This window comes from Nostoc sp. (genome assembly GCF_036917315.1).
Lineage (GTDB): Bacteria > Cyanobacteriota > Cyanobacteriia > Cyanobacteriales > Nostocaceae > Nostoc.
Genome location: NZ_JBALDR010000071.1, coordinates 207,214 through 227,357 on the forward strand (window position 1 = coordinate 207,214; position 20,144 = coordinate 227,357).

At 42.6% G+C, this 20,144-nt stretch carries 17 protein-coding genes; 10 read left to right on the forward strand and 7 right to left on the reverse strand.

The features are described from left to right. Positions 1-13 precede the first annotated feature (13 nt). Positions 14-1,204, reverse strand: coding sequence for an efflux RND transporter periplasmic adaptor subunit (locus tag V7K84_RS33600; protein ID WP_334844734.1), 1,191 nt, complete (start codon positions 1,202-1,204; stop codon positions 14-16). A 1,046-nt stretch (positions 1,205-2,250) separates the two neighbouring features. Here V7K84_RS33600 and V7K84_RS33605 point away from each other — a divergent pair. Next, positions 2,251-3,030, forward strand: coding sequence for a hypothetical protein (locus V7K84_RS33605; protein WP_334844736.1), 780 nt, complete (start codon positions 2,251-2,253; stop codon positions 3,028-3,030). Positions 3,031-3,126: 96 nt separating this feature from the next. Here V7K84_RS33605 and V7K84_RS33610 read toward each other — a convergent pair whose 3' ends face one another. Next, positions 3,127-3,498 (reverse strand): zinc ribbon domain-containing protein, encoded by a 372-nt coding sequence (locus V7K84_RS33610; RefSeq protein WP_334844737.1) that lies wholly within the window; start codon positions 3,496-3,498, stop codon positions 3,127-3,129. A gap of 258 nt (positions 3,499-3,756) precedes the next feature. On the opposite strand from V7K84_RS33610, the gene V7K84_RS33615 reads away from it, so the two are divergent. Next, complete coding sequence (locus V7K84_RS33615) at positions 3,757-5,121, forward strand: AAA family ATPase (RefSeq protein ID WP_334844739.1); 1,365 nt, start codon at positions 3,757-3,759, stop codon at positions 5,119-5,121. Then, positions 5,121-5,852: a ParB N-terminal domain-containing protein gene (locus tag V7K84_RS33620; protein WP_334844741.1), complete on the forward strand. Its 732-nt coding sequence runs from the start codon at positions 5,121-5,123 to the stop codon at positions 5,850-5,852. The genes V7K84_RS33615 and V7K84_RS33620 overlap by 1 nt, the downstream gene beginning before the upstream one ends. Positions 5,853-6,009: 157 nt before the next feature. On the opposite strand, the gene V7K84_RS33625 is transcribed toward V7K84_RS33620, so the two are convergent. The 3 genes from V7K84_RS33625 to V7K84_RS33635 all read right to left on the reverse strand — a co-directional run bounded on the left by V7K84_RS33625 (position 6,010) and on the right by V7K84_RS33635 (position 9,198). Continuing rightward, positions 6,010-6,957: a glycosyltransferase family 2 protein gene (locus tag V7K84_RS33625; RefSeq protein ID WP_334844743.1), complete on the reverse strand. Its 948-nt coding sequence runs from the start codon at positions 6,955-6,957 to the stop codon at positions 6,010-6,012. A 487-nt stretch (positions 6,958-7,444) separates the two neighbouring features. Then, positions 7,445-8,473, reverse strand: a complete 1,029-nt coding sequence (locus V7K84_RS33630) for an Npun_R2821/Npun_R2822 family protein (protein ID WP_334844746.1) — start codon at positions 8,471-8,473, stop codon at positions 7,445-7,447. A 275-nt stretch (positions 8,474-8,748) separates the two neighbouring features. Continuing rightward, complete coding sequence (locus V7K84_RS33635; RefSeq protein ID WP_334844748.1) at positions 8,749-9,198, reverse strand: hypothetical protein; 450 nt, start codon at positions 9,196-9,198, stop codon at positions 8,749-8,751. Positions 9,199-9,684: 486 nt separating this feature from the next. On the opposite strand from V7K84_RS33635, the gene V7K84_RS33640 reads away from it, so the two are divergent. After that, entirely contained in the window at positions 9,685-11,166 is a 1,482-nt protein-coding gene (locus tag V7K84_RS33640) for a DHA2 family efflux MFS transporter permease subunit (protein ID WP_334844750.1), read from the forward strand. Positions 11,167-11,213: 47 nt separating this feature from the next. Then, positions 11,214-11,963, forward strand: coding sequence for an SDR family NAD(P)-dependent oxidoreductase (locus tag V7K84_RS33645; protein ID WP_334844751.1), 750 nt, complete (start codon positions 11,214-11,216; stop codon positions 11,961-11,963). A gap of 74 nt (positions 11,964-12,037) precedes the next feature. Here the strand turns inward: V7K84_RS33645 and V7K84_RS33650 are convergent, their stop codons facing one another. Continuing rightward, complete coding sequence (locus V7K84_RS33650; RefSeq protein WP_334844753.1) at positions 12,038-13,030, reverse strand: sugar-binding transcriptional regulator; 993 nt, start codon at positions 13,028-13,030, stop codon at positions 12,038-12,040. Positions 13,031-13,131: 101 nt separating this feature from the next. Then, complete coding sequence (locus V7K84_RS33655; RefSeq protein WP_334844755.1) at positions 13,132-13,932, reverse strand: SDR family NAD(P)-dependent oxidoreductase; 801 nt, start codon at positions 13,930-13,932, stop codon at positions 13,132-13,134. Positions 13,933-14,080: 148 nt separating this feature from the next. On the opposite strand from V7K84_RS33655, the gene V7K84_RS33660 reads away from it, so the two are divergent. From V7K84_RS33660 to V7K84_RS33680, 5 genes are all read left to right on the forward strand, one after another. Then, on the forward strand, positions 14,081-15,427 hold the full coding sequence (locus tag V7K84_RS33660) for an ABC transporter substrate-binding protein (RefSeq protein ID WP_334844757.1): 1,347 nt from the start codon (positions 14,081-14,083) through the stop codon (positions 15,425-15,427). Between the two features lie 122 nt (positions 15,428-15,549). Continuing rightward, positions 15,550-16,473: a carbohydrate ABC transporter permease gene (locus V7K84_RS33665; RefSeq protein ID WP_334844760.1), complete on the forward strand. Its 924-nt coding sequence runs from the start codon at positions 15,550-15,552 to the stop codon at positions 16,471-16,473. Between the two features lies 1 nt (position 16,474). Beyond that, positions 16,475-17,296, forward strand: a complete 822-nt coding sequence (locus V7K84_RS33670; RefSeq protein ID WP_334844762.1) for a carbohydrate ABC transporter permease — start codon at positions 16,475-16,477, stop codon at positions 17,294-17,296. A gap of 131 nt (positions 17,297-17,427) precedes the next feature. Beyond that, complete coding sequence (locus V7K84_RS33675) at positions 17,428-18,585, forward strand: ABC transporter ATP-binding protein (RefSeq protein WP_334844765.1); 1,158 nt, start codon at positions 17,428-17,430, stop codon at positions 18,583-18,585. Beyond that, entirely contained in the window at positions 18,542-20,029 is a 1,488-nt protein-coding gene (locus V7K84_RS33680; protein WP_334844767.1) for a mannitol dehydrogenase family protein, read from the forward strand. Before V7K84_RS33675 ends, V7K84_RS33680 begins: the two co-directional genes overlap by 44 nt. Positions 20,030-20,144 lie beyond the last annotated feature (115 nt).

Sequence of the window (20,144 nt, forward strand, 5' to 3'; positions counted from 1 at the left end):
ATCCATCCTGGATTTATGATATCGGTTGAATTGGTGCGCCTTCTCTAAGTTTGAGAATGCCAGAAGTTACAATCGTTTCGCCGGATTTAAGCCCATCGATAACTTGATAATTGGGCCCTTGAATATCTCCCAGGCGCACTAAACGTTGATGTACAACTTGCTGCTGTTGTCCATTGACGGTTTTGTTTTCGGTGACAAACACAAAACTTTGCCCACCAATGCGAGAAATTGCAACAGTGGGAATCAAGATACCTGGTTGTCGATTCCAAATCACGCGACCTCTAACGTATTGTCCATCGCGCAATCGCCCTTGTGAATTCCGAAAGCGGGCTTTGCTCAGTATTGACTGTTGATTAGAACTTACATTCGGAGAAATGTAGCTAATCGTACCCGTCCCAATCAATTGCTGGGTGGTGGGATCGATTAACTGAACGGGTAAGTTCGTTCGTAATTGACGCAATCGATTTGAGGGTATAGAAAGATTGAGATCCAGTGAATCGTTTTGTGTGAGTGTGGTGATTGTTTGTCCGATGTTGACATAATCTCCAACCTTGACCGGAAATTCACCAACTACGCCAGTAATGGGTGCTACCACTTGCTTAAAATTGAGGCTGACTCGCGCCGCAGCCGTGCTAGCTTGAGCTTGGCGGATATTTGCCTGTGCTTGGCGGACAGCTGCTCTAGCTGCTGCGACTTGCTTTTCGGATGTTTGCAGGTCTGCTTGAGCAGTTTGTAAATTATTTCTAGCAATGTCTAACTCTTGTCTAGCTATGGCTCCTTCGTTGACCAACTGTTGGCTACGATTAAACTGTGTCCGTTGCAGTTGAACATTTGCAGCTGCTTTGGTGCGTTGGGCTTCGGCTTGTTGTTGTTCTGCTTGAGCAGTAGCCAATGCTGCTTGCACCGAATTAGCAGCTGCGATCGAACTGGCGACATTAGCCTGAGCCTGATCTAAACTCAAAGACGCGATCGGCGTACCCTGCTGCACTCGCTGACCACTCGAAACGAGAATTGATTCGATTCTACCTTGAGTTTGGGGCTGTAATATGACTTTTTGCTGTGCTTCCAACGATCCGACAAACTCGGAACTTTCTTCGATTGTGCCTGCATCAATTCTCTGAAGTTTTACTGGCAATGCTGGTGGGCTTTGAGCATTCGCTGCCGGATCGTTTTTTTGACAACTACTCGTCAATGTTGTAAGCATTAGTACGATAACTAATACTGGATTTGCGAGTAAACAGTTTAAGTATTTGAGTAGATAATCGCGTTTTAGCATGAAACAAAATGTTAATTAGCTAAATCTATACAACACTGCATAATATTTCCGTCTCAATCCAAGGTATTAAGAAAGAATAATGGCTTCAATGCCGCAGTAAATTTTTTATATGTCTAATTATTTGGTTTATCATTGGATTCATCTTTAATCTGAATTACGGATTTACCTCAAACAAATTCATCTTGAAAAAATCTCTCGATTAAGACATTGCAGCCAACTTTGCACGCTGTCGATCGTTTATGTCAATGTATTTAGCCCTTTGTTCCAAGCGGTTTTCAGCTGGTAGTAGTTTAATTTGTTTTAGTTCTTCGTGTGTTTAGTCTGCTAGTTTGTCATGCAGTTCTTTAATCTCATAAGCATTAGACCTTGTTTCTCAGAATGCATTCCTTCCAAACATAATTTTGACCAGCCATCGGCTACGGATTCAAGTCTTGCTGCCACTCATCTAGCTGGCCATCTGTTGGTTTTCCTTGTTTTTGAGCTTGAGCAAATAATCTCCTTTCGCTTTCTTATCAGTACACCTAATTTGGATTTAGATGCCGACTGCTAAAAGAGGGAATTTAAAAACTGTTTCCCACAGCAAAAGGGTCGCTCGAACATGAAAATATTAGCCTGTGGATGGATTCCATTCTGTGACAAAAACTGATGTAGGTTGCTACATTCGAGCAAATTCCGGCATCACAACCCTGGTATATTAGACTGTTGCGATCGCTCTTAACAGTAGCACGCCTCAGATTCACTCCTTTGCGCCAGGAGTATTTCAGCAATCAGATAAGGACGATTAAGCTACTTACTTAAATTACTTATTTTGGTGCAACACCATCTGTCTGTAGAATGAAGCACATCATCAAGAGTGCGACGTATTCTCTAATGTAGTAAAGACGGCGCTTTCACATTCAGGATACAGACTCACGCGATCGCACTTTGAAGATACAATCCGTATCTTCTGTCCCCTATCCCACCAGCGAACTTAAATGGCTAATAAAGAGCTAGAAACGCTCAAAAAACTAGCTTTTGACCAATCTGAGCGCAGTTCAGAACAAGTGTTGTCACCACTAGACTCCAAGGCTAGCTTACCCAAAGAAAAGCCTAAGCCAAGTATGAACTGGTGGTTTCTAAAAATAGCGTCTATTACAGGATTATTGTATTTACTTTTTATTGTACTTTCTCCTACCCCAACTCCTCAACAAAACCGTAGAATTGGAAATACAGAAGTTATTATATTTAGTTTGATTTTACTGTTTAACTCCGGTTTGTTAGATAGCATAGATGATATCTCAATTTCCGGTACAGGAATTGCGCTCAGGAGACTTAAGCAAGAAGTTCGGGATGATATCAATAACTTGCAAGATGAGCAAATCGCCGAACTGAATAGACAACAAAAGCGAATTGACTTGCTTCAGGAGCAACAATCAGCAACATTGCAATTTTTAGTTAGATATCTGATTGATGGCAATGAGCTTCGTCATCTGATTAAGCTTAATTCCCAAGAAGAATTTCACTTTGAATTTGACAATGATTTAGCAAGGGAACTGAAGCATCTTCGAGCTATGGGATTTATTAATAATTTTCTGGGGAAAGGAATTGAAAAAGTTCAACAAGAGGTAAAAGGAGATTTAAAAAACTATTTTCACATTACAGAAGAAGGAAAATCGTATTTGGCTCTGAGAAAAACTTTAGGAATTAATGAAATTCCTGGACTGGGTGAAGATGGACGATGGCATCGAGACATTAGGGAGACTTCAAGTCAATGAGTTTATAGTGGTTCTCGTTTGATGTATTACAGTTTGACCTTTCTCCTAAAAGGAGAGATATTTTAAATTTTATTCCCCACTCCTAGAAAACCCAAATCAAGACCTTAATATAACGAACAACAAACAGACTAATAATAAACCCAAAAGTAACAGCAAAACCTGATTGCGTTTTACCCAACTTTTTACAGTTATAGCAAAACTGTTAGTGTAACGCTGCTGTTCTAACTCTAACTTTGTCTCTTCAATATTTTGGTAGAGGGTACAGTCTTTGGCGTAAGGACGTTTAGGAAAATTGCAAGTATCATCAGCGTGATAGGTGCAGGTGTCGCACAGATACCCATCCCCAGCGGCGCGGTGCAATGGAATACCGGGATGACCGTAAGCTTTGAGTGTAGTCCGGCAATAAGGACAACTAATAGCTTGACTATCAACAAGTTGATGGCAGTGGGGACAAGATACAGTAGCCAAAAGCTTTAGTGCAAATAGGTAAACACTTTGATTCTAGCCATTTACAGGGATAATGGGGAAATACATACGTAGCCTGTTAATTTTGAATATGGCTAGCTCTCAAAATTGGTTACTTTATCAGCAGAAGTACTAATTTTGTGATGATTTTTTATATTTTATAAGTGATTTCTATCACTCAACCTAATTAAGGCTATGCCATAATCTAGCAAATATCAGGTTTTGTCCCAAGTCCAATAATTATTTAGAGGTAGAAAAATATTGCCTTTTAATCCTGAGATGTGCCGTAACGAAAGCGAAGTTGAAAGCAAACTCATAGTGCAATATTTGCTACCACAGCTAGGTTATACTCCTGACACTTGGCATCAAGAGGTTGCCATTGGTAGCATCCGCTTAGATTTCTTGGCATTTGCTGCACAAGTGATTCCCTTTGTCTTAGATGCCAACTCACCGCTGAGTGTCGTCATGGAGGCAAAGCATCCCAAACAAAACTTAAATCATCATGTCCCTCGACTCAGGCATTATTTAACCAGCTTGAATGTCAGGCATGGATTGTTGACTAATGGCAAAGAGATTAGAATTTATCAAAAATTACAGACTGATATTCAGTTAATATTTCAATGTTCTGGCAAAGAAGTTGAAATTAAGTTAGATGAAATTAAAAGTTTAATTGGTCGAGAGAGCCTTAAAGAAGGACAGCTAGTAGATAAGCAAGAAGCCCAAATAACTGAAAATAATTCCAAACTTGAAACCAAAAGGGAACATTCAATGAAAACAATCGCGGTTTACCATAATAAAGGTGGCGTTGGTAAGACAACAACTGTAGTTAATTTAGCTGCTGCTATTAGAAAGAAGGGGAAAAGAGTTCTAGTTATTGATTTAGATAGTCAAGCCAACACTACATTTGCTACTGGGTTAGTCAAATTTGATGATGAAGAGTTTGATGATATTAAAGATTCTAATATTCGTCATATTTTGCAATCAGAAGATTTTTTTCCTATAAATCAAGTCGCCAGAAAATCCCAATTCACAAATCCAGAAATTAGCGTTATTCCTTCTCATATTAGTTTGATGAATTATGAAAATGAGTTAATTCAGCAAGAAGATAGTAAAATGATGCTTGCTCAAAAACTAGATGCAGTGGCAGAAGAATATGATGTAGTATTGATTGATACTCCTCCTTCATTAAATCTGTACGCTAGAATTGCTCTAATTACTGCTGACTATCTTATTATTCCTTCTGATCTCAAACCATTCGCTAATCAAGGACTAATAAACGTTAGGGAATTTCTCAAAAAAATAAATGGATTTAGAAAACAAATAAGAAAGCCTCAAATTAAAATTCTAGGTGTATTAGCTTGCAAAATATCTACTAATAACCAGTTTGTTAAACATACTTTACCCAAACGACTCGAAGCTATTCCAAAACGGTATGATTTTGAGATGATGAATACGGTAATTTATGATAGAGATGACCTGGCAAAATGCGCTGAAAGGTTTCTTATTATAGGAGATATGGAGGTGGCTGATCCTATTTCTGTGCTTGATTTTAAGCCCGATTCAACTGCTGCACAAGAATTTGAATTATTAGCAATAGAAGTTTTAGAAAAAATAGGGTTGAATTAATGAAATTATCTACATCACTTGTTGCTATCAAGAAAATTACTTCTACTGTACCTCGTTCAAGTTTTGGAGATGATAAACTAGAAGAGGCAGCAAATCTTATTTTAGAAGCGGCGGGAGTTATTAATCCTATAGTTATTCGTCGCTCAAGTATCAATTCCTTTGAGGTAGTTGATGGACACTTTGAATATCATGCTGCTGCTAGGGCTAGAGAGATAGAGCCTCATAAGGGCGAAATGATTGGAGCAATTATTATTGAGTCTGAAAATGAGGAAACTTTAACAAAGCAAGTTCAATTATTTAGACAACAAAAAGCTGATTCTTCAGAAAAAACATCTTTACAATCAAAAGATATAGAACAATTTTTAATAAATTTGGAATCACGTTTTGAAAAGATAACGAACCAAATATTAGAACAAGCAACTACTAATGCAAAGTTAGAAAATGAAGTTAAAGAGCTTAAAAAGCAGATGGCTGATAAGACTGAACCAATAGAAGTTTTTAAAACACTTAGTCAAGTTAAAATTGTCTCAAAATTACAAAATGCTGGTTTTAATCAAAAAAAAGCTTCTCAGATAGCAGAAATAGTAGAAAATGAGCGCAATAAGAAACAATTTCAATCATTGAATGATGTAGTGGAAAGGGTTAAAATCCCGCGTGGGAAAGGGATGGTTAAAGCCATAAGTATTGAAAAAATGCTCGAAATAGTTCATCGGTGGTCAGAAAATAATTGACTAAAGAAATTAGGAAAGTACATTAATGCAGCTAGTAGGTTGGGTTGAACGAAGTGAAACCCAACAATTAACGCTTAATGTTGGGTTTCGTTCCTCAACCCAACCTACACAGCTTTTCCAAATAACGTCAAAAGTAAGTTGCACAATATGTCAATCTCTAACCCTGCATCTGTCGCAGTGCATTAAACGCTTTACCTCGCAACCCAACTGGTAACAACGATAAACCTAAACCTGTCCAAGCTTTAGCAGTCGAAAAAGACTGTCCCGCCAAAACTAGCTCTCTGCCTTTTTGCGTTTCACCCTTTTCAATTAAACGCAAACCTAATAATAATTGTGTTTCAGTTAAACGATTTTTTCTGACTTTCTCTAATTTCTCAGACTCAAACTTATAATTTTCTAAATACTGAATTTTATCAAATAAATAAGGAATGGCTCGATTAATACCTTGCTGCTCTGCATGGTAGCGATATTCCATCAATAATTCTGGTAAGTAATAGCCCTTTTTTCCAGCCAAAGCCAGACGCACAAATAAATCATTATCCTCACAATTTTGCAGATTTGGCTGCATATATCCTAATTCTTGCAAGGTTCTACGGCGAAATAATGTCGCCCCTACTTGAAAGCTTTGCTGAATAAATACAACTTCTAACAAATTATTTACAACACCTGCGGGTAACTTCTTCCTACCCCAGCGATGAGAATTTTCTTGAGTTTTTGCCTCATCCCGGACATTGTTAATATCAATTATCCAATGGTCTGTACCAACAAAATCAATGCTAGAGTCTTCAGCAAGAATAGCTGCTGTACTTGCGAGAAAATCGGGTGTTAGCCGGTCGTCATCATCAAATTTGATAAAATATTCACCACTGGCAGCATCAAAGCCAGAGCGCATATTATTACTTTTACCAATATTTTGCTGATGACGGATATATTTAATCCGATTGTCTGTATATTGTGACATCAATTCGGGTGTGCGATCGCTAGAACCGTCATCACAAATAATTAGCTCAAAGTCTTGCTCAGACTGATTGAGTACACTGTCGATTGCGAAAGGCAGTAAATTAACTCGATTAAACGTGGGAATGGAAACACTAACTTTAGGCATTTTTGCAATATGTAGAGTGGACATTGCTCATAACTAAATGCATAATATATATCTTGCAAAAGTCCCTAAAACTCCATCCTTTAATCCCCTCCCTTTAGCAAGACCATTTCTTTGTAAGGCTGCGCCAAACCCTTTTAACTTCTTTACTTTGTGTCCTTCTCTGACGAGACGCTGCGCTTTTGCGGTTCGTTTTTGTTTCTTTTACTTATCTTATGGTTTAGCGCATCTTCATACAGAATTGGTACAAGATTACGGTGTACACATAAGTCATTTTAACCCCCTCTAACTCCCCCTTGGCAAGGGGGAGAACCAGATATTTCCCCCCTTGTCAAGGAGGGATTAAGGGGGGTAAATCCAAGGTTTGGGCTTCATTACCAAGATGTGTGTACACCTTAGTTAGCAAGGCGAGGGGAGATAAAGCGTAGCTTGCGTGAGGTTCTTATTTTTGATTTATGCAAAAGGTTTAATGAGCAAGGCTGGGCGAAAGCTAGGTGTAAGAAATAGTTTGATTAATTTTATTCCAAACTTTTTTGATAAATCGATTGCTTCTAGCCGCTATGGTAGGTGGCTTTAATCGCTTCGGTTTTTGCTCTGGTTGCTTCAGAAAGCGATAGTGCAAAAATTCATTTTTGTAACGAATATCAACATCTTCACCTTTACACAAGCGGGTAAATCCAATAGCAGAATAGCCCATATAGTGAAGGCGATGAATTGGTTTTAATCCCTGTTGGTTGTAAAGAACATTATCAATGTTCACAAATGGATTTGCATTAGCACAGTTGCCAGTTCTATCTTCACCATTGGGACTGAGTGTAAAGTTAAATAGTGGTCGAGCAATTCTAAAAGTCATGTAACTAAATAAATCTGCGTCACACCACCAAGCGATTTCGTTAATCAATTCGACTTCCTTATCTTCTATCAATCGCTTTTTGAGTATTTGTAATTCTTCAACGCCTAAAATACCCTTTTTTGAACCAAAAAAACTAGAACAGTGGATTTCTCGTCTGATTTCAGCTTCAGGCAAAGACATTTTTTGTTCTAACTTCGGCAAGTCGAAAGCTGCAACTGAAGTTTGTTTTGTGTGTTCCCAGTCATCAAAAACAAAGTCGTATTGGTCTAGTTTTTCTAAAACCTTGTCCAACTTATTCATTGCCAAACTATCAGCATCATAAAATACAAATCTTTCAAACTCACCATCAAAAGCACACATTTTTCGGATTAAATTATTTTTTTTATTCCATTCGATAGAAGGTTTATTTTTTCGGCTATTTCTTGGATAAGCGTTCCAAACTTGAACGGCAAAATCCTCCCATTTTTTGATCGAGCTTTTATCGTCAAATAGCGTAACATTAGGTCGAGAACGTATCTCCTGCTTAACTCTTTTTAAGCGGTCATCATAGGGAATAATACAAATCGGAATATCTGGACTAACATTCACCTCAATGCTGTTTAGCAAAGCTACTAGTTGGTCAAATACCACGTCATTAGCAAGTGTGTAAATCCCAAAATTATCCATTGTAATAAATTCTTTTGATTTTTGATTTTTGATTTACTGAGTAAAGCCAATTCTCTGTGAAGCTGCACATCATTTAGACCCCTCCCAACCTTCCCGAACTCGCAGGAAGCGCCGCAAGTAGTGGGGTTATTTCTACACATCTTGATACAGAATTGGTCTAACGCGAATAATGCGATCGCTATTTTTTGACCGATTATTCTCAAATAATAATATAGCTATTTTGGTTAGTTTGGATGATACTAACATTACCCCCTTACTTAGAAGCGTCTAAAACTCTAGCTGTTAAACAATTGCCTCCTAGAGAATAATTTCAGCAACCCGGCGGTTCCTACACCCCAAGCACCATTAACCAATAAACCTGTCACTATTCCCACAAGTTTCCAGCCGCCTGCGATGGGTTGACCCTTGAGTGGTGCAACCACAAACCAAGCCACTAGCGTTGGAGCAATTGCACCAAAGACTAAAGCTCCTAACCAATAGTTTTTATCGTGTCGAAAACGAGGTGCAATTACTACTAAAATCAGTCCCCAAATGCCTCCCCAGAAAGCATTTGACCAAATTTGTGGGATTCCTAATGGTTGTGTCGGTGTAGTTGAATAAGGAGCGCGAGGTGTAAAATTTACTGCATGTAGCAGCGCCAACATACCTTGATGAAATAGCAAAACAGAGACAAAGCCTGCAAGAAATCCTAAAGCAAATCGAGAGAAGGCAACTTTTTGAGTCATTACTTATACAAAAAGGTACTTATTTGCAGTTGCAGATGTAACTTTAATAATTGACATTTACCATTCCCTATTCTCCATTTTCTCTAGAGCTTGCTTCTGAGAGTTGTCTATGATAGGTTGCTAACTAGTTTAAAGTACAGTAACTCAATCAAGTTACCGTATTTTGTTTATCTCTATCGTTAGCTATAGCCGAAGGAGTGCAGAGTTAAGAGTACTTAAGTACTTTACCAAATATATGACAAGTGGAAAAGCCAATCTTGCCGATTGGGAAGTAGATACCTGTGTTGGGGAAAGGTTAAAGGGAAAAGGTTAAAGGGTAAGGGAAAATTTCAGACCTTTACCCTTTACCCCTTAACCTTTTCCCTACTTCTGCAAGAACTCACGTTAAACTTAGTTTCCCGAACTTGGTGGCGAGGATAGCACCCTACAATGAATATACGTATGCAAACTATTCACAACCGTAAAGTCAAAGGTGGAGGCTAAACATTGGCACAATTCCAAGCAGAACCTCTGGCTTTATCAGGCTCTCAAAAAAATTGGGTTTTATTCGGTGTGGGACTTGGGGTATTCATGTCTACCCTGGATGTGGGCATCATTAATGTTGCTTTGCCCACATTAGTGCAAGCCTTTGGCACTAGTTTTCCTACCACCCAATGGGCTGTATTGAGTTACCAGTTGGTCAGTTCTGGTTTAGTTTTGGGAGCAACCCGCTTGGGGGATATGTGGGGTAAAAAGTCCTTATACCAAGGGGGACTGGTTCTGTTCACTTTCAGTTCGCTGTTGTGTGGTTTTGCACCTAGTATCGAGTGGTTGATCGGCTTTCGGGCGCTTCAAGGATTAGGTGCTGTGTTCATTTCTGGGCTTGGTTTGGCAATCATCACAGAAGTTTTTCCCTCTTCCGAGCGAGGTCGGGCTGTTGGCATCATCGGTAGTGTAGTGTCACTGGGAATTGCTTTTGGCCCCTCTGCTGGCGGATTGCTTTTAAGCTGGTCAGGCTGGCATAGTATATTCTTCATCAATGTACCCTTGGGGATTATCGCTAGTTTCTTAATAGCTCGTGTAGTGCCACCTTCTGCACGCATTGAGGGCAAACAGAAATTTGACTTTTTGGGAGCCATATTGGCTTTATTGACTCTGGGTAGTTTTGGTTTAGGTATGACGCTAGGGCAGAGCCAGGGTTTTGGCAGTACTAATGCATTGATATTATTAGCGATCGCTACCGTGAGTTTCATTACTTTTTTGGTAGTTGAAGCGATTCTAAAGCAGCCACTACTAGAGCTAAAGCTGTTTCGCAATCTCCAGTTGAGTATGGGTTTGCTAAGTGGCTGGCTAGCATTCATTGTTATTGGCGGTTCGCTACTCATCGTCCCTTTCTTTCTAGAGAGGGTCAAGCATTATCCAACGGTAAAAGTAGGGCTGTTACTAGCTGTATCGCCTGTACTGAGTGGGCTAATTGCCCCCCTAGCTGGAATACTTTCAGACCGCTTTGGCGCACGACTGATCAGTTCAATTGGGCTGGGGTTGATGATTGGCGGCTGTCTGGGGATTAGCACCTTTAATGCTCAAATTACTGAGCTAGGCTATGTATCGCGCTATTTTATTTACGGCATTGGTCTGGGTTTATTCCAATCGCCCAATAACAGCACTGTTATGGGATCGGTACCGAGGGAACGGCTAGGGATTGCTTCTGGGCTTTTGTCTTTGTCACGTACATCAGGTAATACCGTAGGAGTTTCTGTAATCGGGGCAGTATTTGGAGCCTTAATCGCTAGTATGTCTGCGGGTGCAGATGTCTCTGTTGCCCCTCCTGATGCGATCGTTGCAGGGTTCCAAGGAACTTTTCGCTTTGCAGCCCTCATACTGTGTGGGGCGGCTGTTGCGTCTGTTTTGAGGATTGGTAAGAGGCAGGGAGGGGAGGCAGAGGAGCAGGGGAGCAGAGGAGCAGAGAAGCAGGGGAGGAATAATTAATGTCCAATGCCCAATTAACAATTATCAATTACTAAGGAGTTAGATAAATGACAGGTAAATTAGAAGGAAAAGTGGCAATTATCACTGGGGCTTCAGCGGGAATTGGAGAAGCAACTGCGATCGCTTTGGCAGCAGAAGGAGCAACAGTAGTACTCGCTGCTAGGCGTAGCGATCGCATTCAGGCGTTAGCAGAACGCATCGAATCTAGTGGTGGCAAGGCATTGCCTATTGTCACTGATGTGACTGATGAAACTCAGGTAAATAACTTGGTGGCAAAGGCCAATGCAGAATTGGGAAGGGTCGATATCCTTGTCAACAATGCAGGGATTGCCTTACTGGGCACGATTGAAGCGGGAAATAGCTCAGACTGGCGGCGATCGTTTGACCTCAACGTATTAGGACTGCTATATGCTACTCATGCTGTTTTGCCTCTGTTGAAGGCGCAAAAATCGGGGCATATAGTCAATATCTCTTCAGTGGCTGGACGGACAGCGCGGGCGGGCATTGGTGTTTACAATGCTACCAAATGGGGTGTCAATGCCCTCTCGGAAGCATTGCGTCAAGAAGTCCACAAGGACAACATCCGCGTCACCATTATTGAACCTGGTTTAGTGGATACGGAAATTGACAACCAAATTACCGATCCAGTTGCCAAACAACGGATTCAAGAACGACGCAAGTCAATAGAACCTCTGCAAAGCGAAGACGTTGCTGCTGCGATCGTTTACGCTCTTACGCAACCGCCGCGCGTTAATGTCAACGAAATCCTCATCCGACCAACGGGACAAGAACATTAAAGCTAAAGGGCAGGCTTAACGGGCGTGCCCTTTTTTAGATAGTGTAAAATTTTTAACCAAATTACAAGTATTTACTAACTCTTAGCAAGAATCGCTTGGGCAGCAGCTTCATCGGTAATCAATCCTGTAATTAATTTGCCATGCAGAGCAGCCAAAATCGCCTCAGCCTTTCTCACACCACCCGCCACACCAATAATTAGTCGATGAGCCGGTTGTTCGAGCGCTACACTGGCAACCCGACTGTTTGTCCCCTGTTGCAGCAATACTCCGCGATCGCTGTAAGCCCAACCTGCAATTTCTCCTACTGCTCCCAGTTCAATCAATTCAGCCACCTCATCGTCATTGATGAAACCGTCTTGATGTAACGGAGCATTCCACGCAATGTGACTAATTCCGACAAAGGTTACTTTGGCTTGCTCTGCAAGAGTTTTGACAGCAAGAAACGATCGCTGAGTCTGCAAGAGTTCTCGTTCTTCGACACTAGTCGCTACAACGGGAGTCGGCACTGGGTAAGCTTGGGAACCGACGCGATCGGATAAATGCATAACCACTTCGTGACGACCTGCACGCCCAGAGTGGGACATATTCCCAATAATTGACACAATTTTATGCTGGGGTTGGTTCATTGAGGGTATTTGCTCTACCATTGTTCGCAACGTGCGACCTGATGACAACGCCAGTATCGTTGGGGTTTTAGCCATCAGGTAAGTCTCTAGGTAGGTGGCAGCACATACACCAATTCCGTATAATGTATCACCACTACCTGCGTCAGTTGGTACTACTTCACAAAGTGACAGAGCAAAGCGATCGCGTAACGACTCAGCCAGAGCAATGCATTCACTCAGGGGATGATCGAGTCGAAATTTAATCAATTTTTCACTGACTGCCAATGCCACTAAGCGTTGTGCAGCTTGCCGGGACACATTGAGCTTGGCTGCAATTTCTTCTTGTGTATTGCCGGCGATGTAATAGAGCCAAGCAGCATGAGCAGCCAAGTCTAATTTGCGCGCCCGAAGGGGCAAGCCAGCTTTGCTGGCATCGCGCCGCTCTAAAAAAGGTTGTCCCATATACTACCTGCAAAAACTATGTATCTATCAAAGGCATGATTGGATAATTTCGAGTATATGCCCAAAGATATAATCTTTGCTCAATTATTTTTAAATTTCTATTATCCCCCAGTAACCTCCAAGTTAAACCCAGTAATGTAGCTTGCCTCTTCGCTCATCAAAAACGCTACCCCATTTGCCACCTCCTCCAAACTTCCCAAACGCCGCATTGGCACTGAATCGATCATCTGTTGCTCAACTACCTTGGGATCGGCATCAAAGTACTGGGAACCTACTGCTGCTTGTAATTCGGTTTGCCGCGTCCACATAAAACCAGGGCCAATAAGCGCAGGGGAGAGTGCATTTACCCGAATGCCGTAAGGAGCCAAGTCTTTCGCTGCCGTTTGAGTAATTCCAATGACAGCAAACTTTGAAGCGGCGTAAGCCAACATATTTGGCGGCCCAACCACCCCCGCATAACTCGCCATATTAACGATCGCGCCTCCACCAGCATCGCGTAGTTGCTGTGCAGCGGCTTTGAGAATGTGGAAGACGCCAACAACGTTGATGTTGATAACCTTTTGAAAATCGTCTTCAGGATATTCGTCGGTCTTGGCAAACACTCCTTGATAACCCGCATTATTAAATACATAGTCGATCCGCCCAAGCTGCTTTACAGCATCAGTAAAGGTTTTGGCAACATCATCAGCAGATGTTACATCACAGCGAAATGTGCCGACTGAAACGTTGTAGCTTTTTAGTTCCTCAGCCACATCTGCCATCTTCGGTTCATTCAAATCTAGTAGTGCTACACCTGCCCCATTGGCAGCAAAACGGTGTGCAGTTGCTTTGCCAATATCTCCTGCACCGCCAGTAATTAGGATGGTCTTACCTGCAAACTGATAGGTTGCTTTCGCTGTCATGATTTAAACCTCTTATTGAAGAATTGTTGCAAATTCCCGTCATTGAAATCAGATTGGTATGATTTCTATTATTGAGCTTTTGCCCAAAATTAGAGCATAAAATCAAAAATTTATTTCGTTCGGTTTTTTACTTTAAAGGAGTTATGCGATGCGTATTCGCCGCTTCGCTAAAGTGCTAGCTGCATTTCTCGCTGGAGTGATGCTGGCGCATCTGCTATATGCTTGCTCACCACGCTCCCAAGCCGCAGAGAAAACTAAACTAACGATCGCCACTGTTAATAATGGCGACATGGTGGTGATGCAAGGGCTTTCTCGGAAATTTGAGGAAGCTAATCCTGATATTCAACTCCGGTGGGTTGTGCTGGAAGAAAATGTGTTACGCCAACGCACAACTACAGATGTTGCTAGCCAAGGTGGGCAGTTTGATGTCATGACCATTGGTTCCTATGAAACACCAATTTGGGCTAGGCGGGATTGGTTAAGACCCTTGGATCTAGGCGCAAACTATGACGTAAATGACTTGCTCAAACCTATACGAGAAGGACTTTCCAATAACGGCAAATTATATGCCGTGCCATTCTATGGGGAAAGTTCCATGCTGTACTACCGCAAAGACTTGTTTGACAAAGCTGGGATTGCAGTTCCTCAACAGCCAACCTATCCCCAAATGAGAGAATGGGCAAGCAAAATCCACGACCCAGCACATGGGGTTTATGGAGTTTGCCTGCGTGGAAAACCCGGTTGGGGTGAAAACGTCGCATTTGTTTCCACATTGGTTAATACCTATGGTGGACAGTGGTTTGATATGAAGTGGCAACCGACGATCAATACTCCAGCTTGGAAAGAGGCGATCGCCTTTTATGTAGATTTGCTCAACAAATATGGGCCGCCAGGAGCCAGTTCCAATGGATTTAATGAGAATCTGGCGTTATTCTCAACGGGTAAGTGCGGGATGTGGGTAGATGCAACCGTTGCTGCGGGGTTGTTATCCAATCCCAAAGAATCCCAAGTTTATAACAAAGTTGGCTTTGCTCGTGCGCCGATTGAAAAATATCCCAACGGCTCAAACTGGCTTTGGGCTTGGGCGCTAGCAGTTCCAAAAACCTCAAAATCACCTGAAGCCGCACAAAAATTTGTTGCTTGGGCAACATCAAAAGAATACATCCAACTAGTTGCTAAGGAAAATGGCTGGGTTGCTGTACCACCAGGAACTCGGACTTCCACTTATGAGAATCCCAACTATCGAAAAGCTGCACCCTTTGCAGAAACAGTGCTGGCAGCAATCCAATCTGCCGATGTTACCCGTCCATCTGCACAACCAACTCCGTATAAAGGAGTTCAATATGTTGATATTCCAGAATTTCAGGCGATCGGTTCTTCTGTCGGACAAACCTTAGCGGCGGCGTTAACCAATCGAACTTCGGTAGATCAAGCGTTGCTGCGATCGCAGAAATCAACTGAACGCTTCATGAAACACACGGGTTATATCGAGTGAAAAGATTTCTCTCTGTGTCTCTGTGGTGAAAAACGAACCGCAAAGGACACAAAGGACACGAAGGAAAGAAAGTTTCAGAAAGATTTTGGGTAAGTGCTGTTATTTTGAATTTTGAATTGCTTATGTCTTCTTCATTAGCGGTAAAACCTCAATCCGAAACGCCACCACCCAGCAAGCAACGGACTACGCGGCAAGTGTCAACTTTACCTCTGGTTGCGCCTTCAGTCGTTCTCCTATTGCTGTGGATGATTGTGCCTCTGGTGATGACTATATGGTTTTCCTTTCAGCGTTATAACTTGCTGAATCCAGATGCACGCAAATTCATTGGGATTGAAAATTTCACTTTCATCCTCAGTGACTCAGCTTTATGGACATCGATCGCCATCACAATAGTTTTGGTTGTTTCTGTTTTAGCAATCACAATTGGTCTGGGTACATTACTAGCAATTCTCTTTGACCAAGATTTTTATGGTCGTGGAGTGGCGAGGGTGTTGGCAATCTCACCATTTTTTGTTATGCCCACAGTTAGCGCCCTGATCTGGAAAAATATGCTGATGCATCCAGTGAATGGGCTATTTGCTCAAATTACTAGAGGTTTGGGTTTCGGGGCGATAGATTGGTTTGCCAGCGTTCCCTTACTTGCCATCATTATCATTGTGTCCTGGGAATGGCTGCCCTTTGCCCTGCTGATTTTATTGACTGCAATTCAGTCACTCGATCGCGATCAGTTAGAAGCTGCGCGGATGGATGGAGCAAATGCGATCGCTCTATTTCGTTTTGTCATGCTACCCCATCTGAGCCGCGCTATTTCTGTGGTCGCCATGATTGAGACAATTTTCTTCCTGACCATCTTTGCCGAAATCTTTGTTACCACAGGCGGCGGACCGGGACTTGCAACCACTAATCTAGCTTATTACATCTTCTTAAAAGCCTTGCTGGAATTCGATGTCGGCGGTGCTTCAGCCGGTGGATTAATTGCCGTAATCCTTGCCAACATCGTGGCAATCTTTTTGATGCGTAGTGTTGCTCGTAATTTGGATACTTAACATGGCACGTAAAACCTCTAAAATTTGGCTATGGACATTGCTCGGCTGGCTTGCTGCCTGCATATTGTTTTTTCCAATTTTCTGGATGTTTCTCACCAGTTTCAAAACTGAAGTCGCGGCAGTATCAACTCCCCCTCAATTGTTTTTCCGCCCGACATTGGAGAATTATATTGCCATCCAAGATCGGGCAAATTATTTCAATTATGCATTTAACAGCGTAGCGATTTCCCTTGGCTCGACTATAGTCGAGCTGCTGCTTGCCGTACCTGCCGCCTACGCAATGGCATTCTTCCCAACCAAACGCACCAAGGGCACTTTACTTTGGATGCTGTCTACTAAAATGCTGCCACCCGTTGGTGTGCTAGTACCAATCTACATTTTGTGTCGCAACGCCGGATTGCTGGATACTCACATCGGTTTGATTATCATTTATACCCTGATTAATTTGCCAATCGTCGTTTGGATGATTTACAGCTTCTTCAAAGAAGTTCCCAAAGAAATTCTCGAAGCCGATCGCATGGATGGAGCAACCACACAGCAAGAACTTGTGCATGTGTTGTTGCCATTGGCAGTACCCGGAATTGCATCCACAGCTTTGCTTTCGATTATTTTGTCATGGAATGAAGCATTTTGGAGCTTGAACTTGACAACAGCAGATGCCGCCCCACTCACAGCCTTTATTGCTTCTTTTTCCAGCCCTCAAGGATTATTTTGGGCAAAACTTTCGGCAGCATCAACACTAGCGATCGCACCCATCCTCATCTTCGGCTGGCTGAGTCAACGCCAATTAGTCCGGGGTCTGACTTTTGGTGCTGTGAAATAAACTCTCTGTGTTCTCTGCGTCTCTGTGGTTCGTAATTTATTTCTTGGAAATCCTAAATCAACACAGAAGTTCTTAAACCACACTCCTCTCTACACAATAAAAAAACTTAAACCCATTAATGGAAACAACTTATGTCAACAGTTGCTTTAAGAAATATCCATAAAACCTACGCCGACACAGAGATTATCAAAGGCATCGATCTCGACGTGGGCGATCGCGAATTCGTCGTCTTCGTCGGCCCCTCCGGCTGTGGAAAATCAACCTTACTCCGCATGATTGCTGGACTAGAAGAAATTTCCTCCGGCGATTTACTCATTGATGGACAAAAAGTCAATGATGTGCCACCCGATAAACGTGGTTTAGCAATGGTGTTTCAAACCTACGCCTTATATCCCCACATGACAGTTGCAGAAAATATGGCCTTTAGCCTGCGGCTTGCGGGTATGCAGAAAGCCCAGAGGTATGAAAGGGCGCGTGAAGTCGCTCGTATCCTGCAACTGGAGCCACTCTTAAACCGCAAGCCCAAAGAATTATCAGGAGGACAACGGCAACGGGTAGCGATCGGTCGTGCTTTGGTGCGTAATCCCAAAGTATTTTTGTTTGATGAGCCACTGTCCAACCTGGATGCTTCATTGCGGGTGCAGATGCGGATTGAGCTTGCCAGTTTACACGACAGCCTGCAAGCCACCATGATTTATGTTACCCACGATCAAGTTGAGGCAATGACCCTTGCCGACAAGATTGTGGTGTTGCAGGGCGGTATTATTGAACAAATGGGTTCTCCCCTGGAACTGTACCACCATCCCCGCAATCTATTCGTTGCCGGATTTATTGGCTCACCGAAAATGAACTTTATTTCGGTGACAGTTTCAGCCGTCAATGACTCTGGGGCAACAGTCAGACTCCCTGGTGACGCAAGCGTAACGATTCCGGTGAAACCCAAAACCCTCTCAGTTGGCGATAGAGCAACATTAGGGATTCGTCCCGAACATCTGCGGCTCGATCGCAATAACCCAAGCGTGAATGGTGAAGTATTAGTTGTAGAACGATTAGGCGGAGAAACCTTTCTCTACATCAAGATTGCGGGTGGTGAAACCATAGTTGTGCAAACAGACGGAGATAATCCAGCCAAAATGCACGATTACGTTCCGATTTACATTAATGGTGAGCTTTGCCATTTGTTCGATCGCGACGGTGAAGCCATCCCCAAAGTTCATCGTCACCACCTAACCCAGAATGAATCCCATGAACAGCAATATCAGCACAGACTCAGCAATCAAGCTGAATGAAGCATCTCTGTCTCATTTAGACAATAACGTTCGCGTACCCAATTACGATCGCCATCAAATCACAAACGGTATTGTCCATATCGGTGTGGGTGGGTTCCATCGCGCACATCAGGCTTTATATTTGGATAATTACTTTCATCAAAATCCTGGTAGTGAATGGGGAATCTGTGGGGTTGGTCTACTAGAATTCGATAAACGGATGCGGGATGCACTGAAATCACAAGATTGTTTGTATACCTTAGTTGAAAGATCCCCAGAAGGCGATCGCGCTCGTGTAATTGGGGCAATCACAAAATATCTGTTTGCCCCAGATAACCCCCAAGCTGTGATTGACACCTTAGCAGATCCCAAATGCCGCATCGTTACCCTCACCATTACCGAAGGGGGCTACTACTATATTGAAGGTAGCGGCGAATTCGATGCCAATCACCCAACAATCCAGTTCGATTTGCAGCATCCCGACGAGCCAATTGGAGTATATGGCTTTTTGACAGCAGCCCTTAATCGCCGCCGTCAACAAGGAATTGCACCATTTACCGTGTTGTCTTGCGACAATCTGCAAGGTAACGGCAACATTGCCCGCAAAATGTTAACCGCATTTGCCCAAATGCAGAACCCGGAATTGGGGCATTGGGTTGCTGAACAGGTAGCCTTTCCTAACTGCATGGTCGATCGCATTACCCCCGCCACAACCCCAGCAGATATCAAAATGGTGGCGGAACAGTTTAACATCGATGATGCCTTTCCAGTTGTTGCCGAACCATTTCTTCAGTGGGTAGTCGAAGACAATTTCAGCGCAGGTAGACCTGATTGGGAATCAGTTGGCGTTCAAATGACCAGTGATGTTCATCCCTACGAGATGATGAAAATCCGGTTGCTCAACGCCAGTCACTTGTTGATTGGTTATCTCGGCTCCTTGGCAGGTTATACCTACGTCCACGAAGTCATGGCAGATCCATTGCTCCGACAAGCTGTCGATCGTTTGATGGCAGAAGTTACGCCCACACTTCAACCTGTACCTGGAATTGATTTAGATAATTATAAAAAGACCTTAATTGAACGCTTTGCCAATCCCAAGATTCGGGATCAACTCCCGCGTCTTTGCCTCAATAGCTCCGCCAAAATGCCAAAATTTGTTTTAGGCTCAGTCCGTGACGCGCTGCGCGAAGGAAGTCCAATTGAATACATGAGCCTAACGGTTGCTGCTTGGTTTTGTTACCTCAACGGACAAGATGATCGAGGTAACACCATTCCCATTGATGACCCAATAGCAGGTACTCTGACTCAACTAGCTCATTCAAGTGGCAGCGATGCCAAACCATTGCTCAATCTAACTGAGATTTTTGGCGATTTATCGCAGTCACCGCTTTTTGTTGATGCAGTTACGAACCATTTACACCGATTGTATGAGTTTGGAGCTAAAGAAACATTAGCCCGATTTTGAGAAAAAACTTAACAAGAGGTGAAAACCGCAACCCTTTAATCCCAATTCTCTGTAAACTCGCATCAAATAATTATCCTTCTTTTCCTTGGCGTTCTTGGCGTCTTGGCGGTTCGTT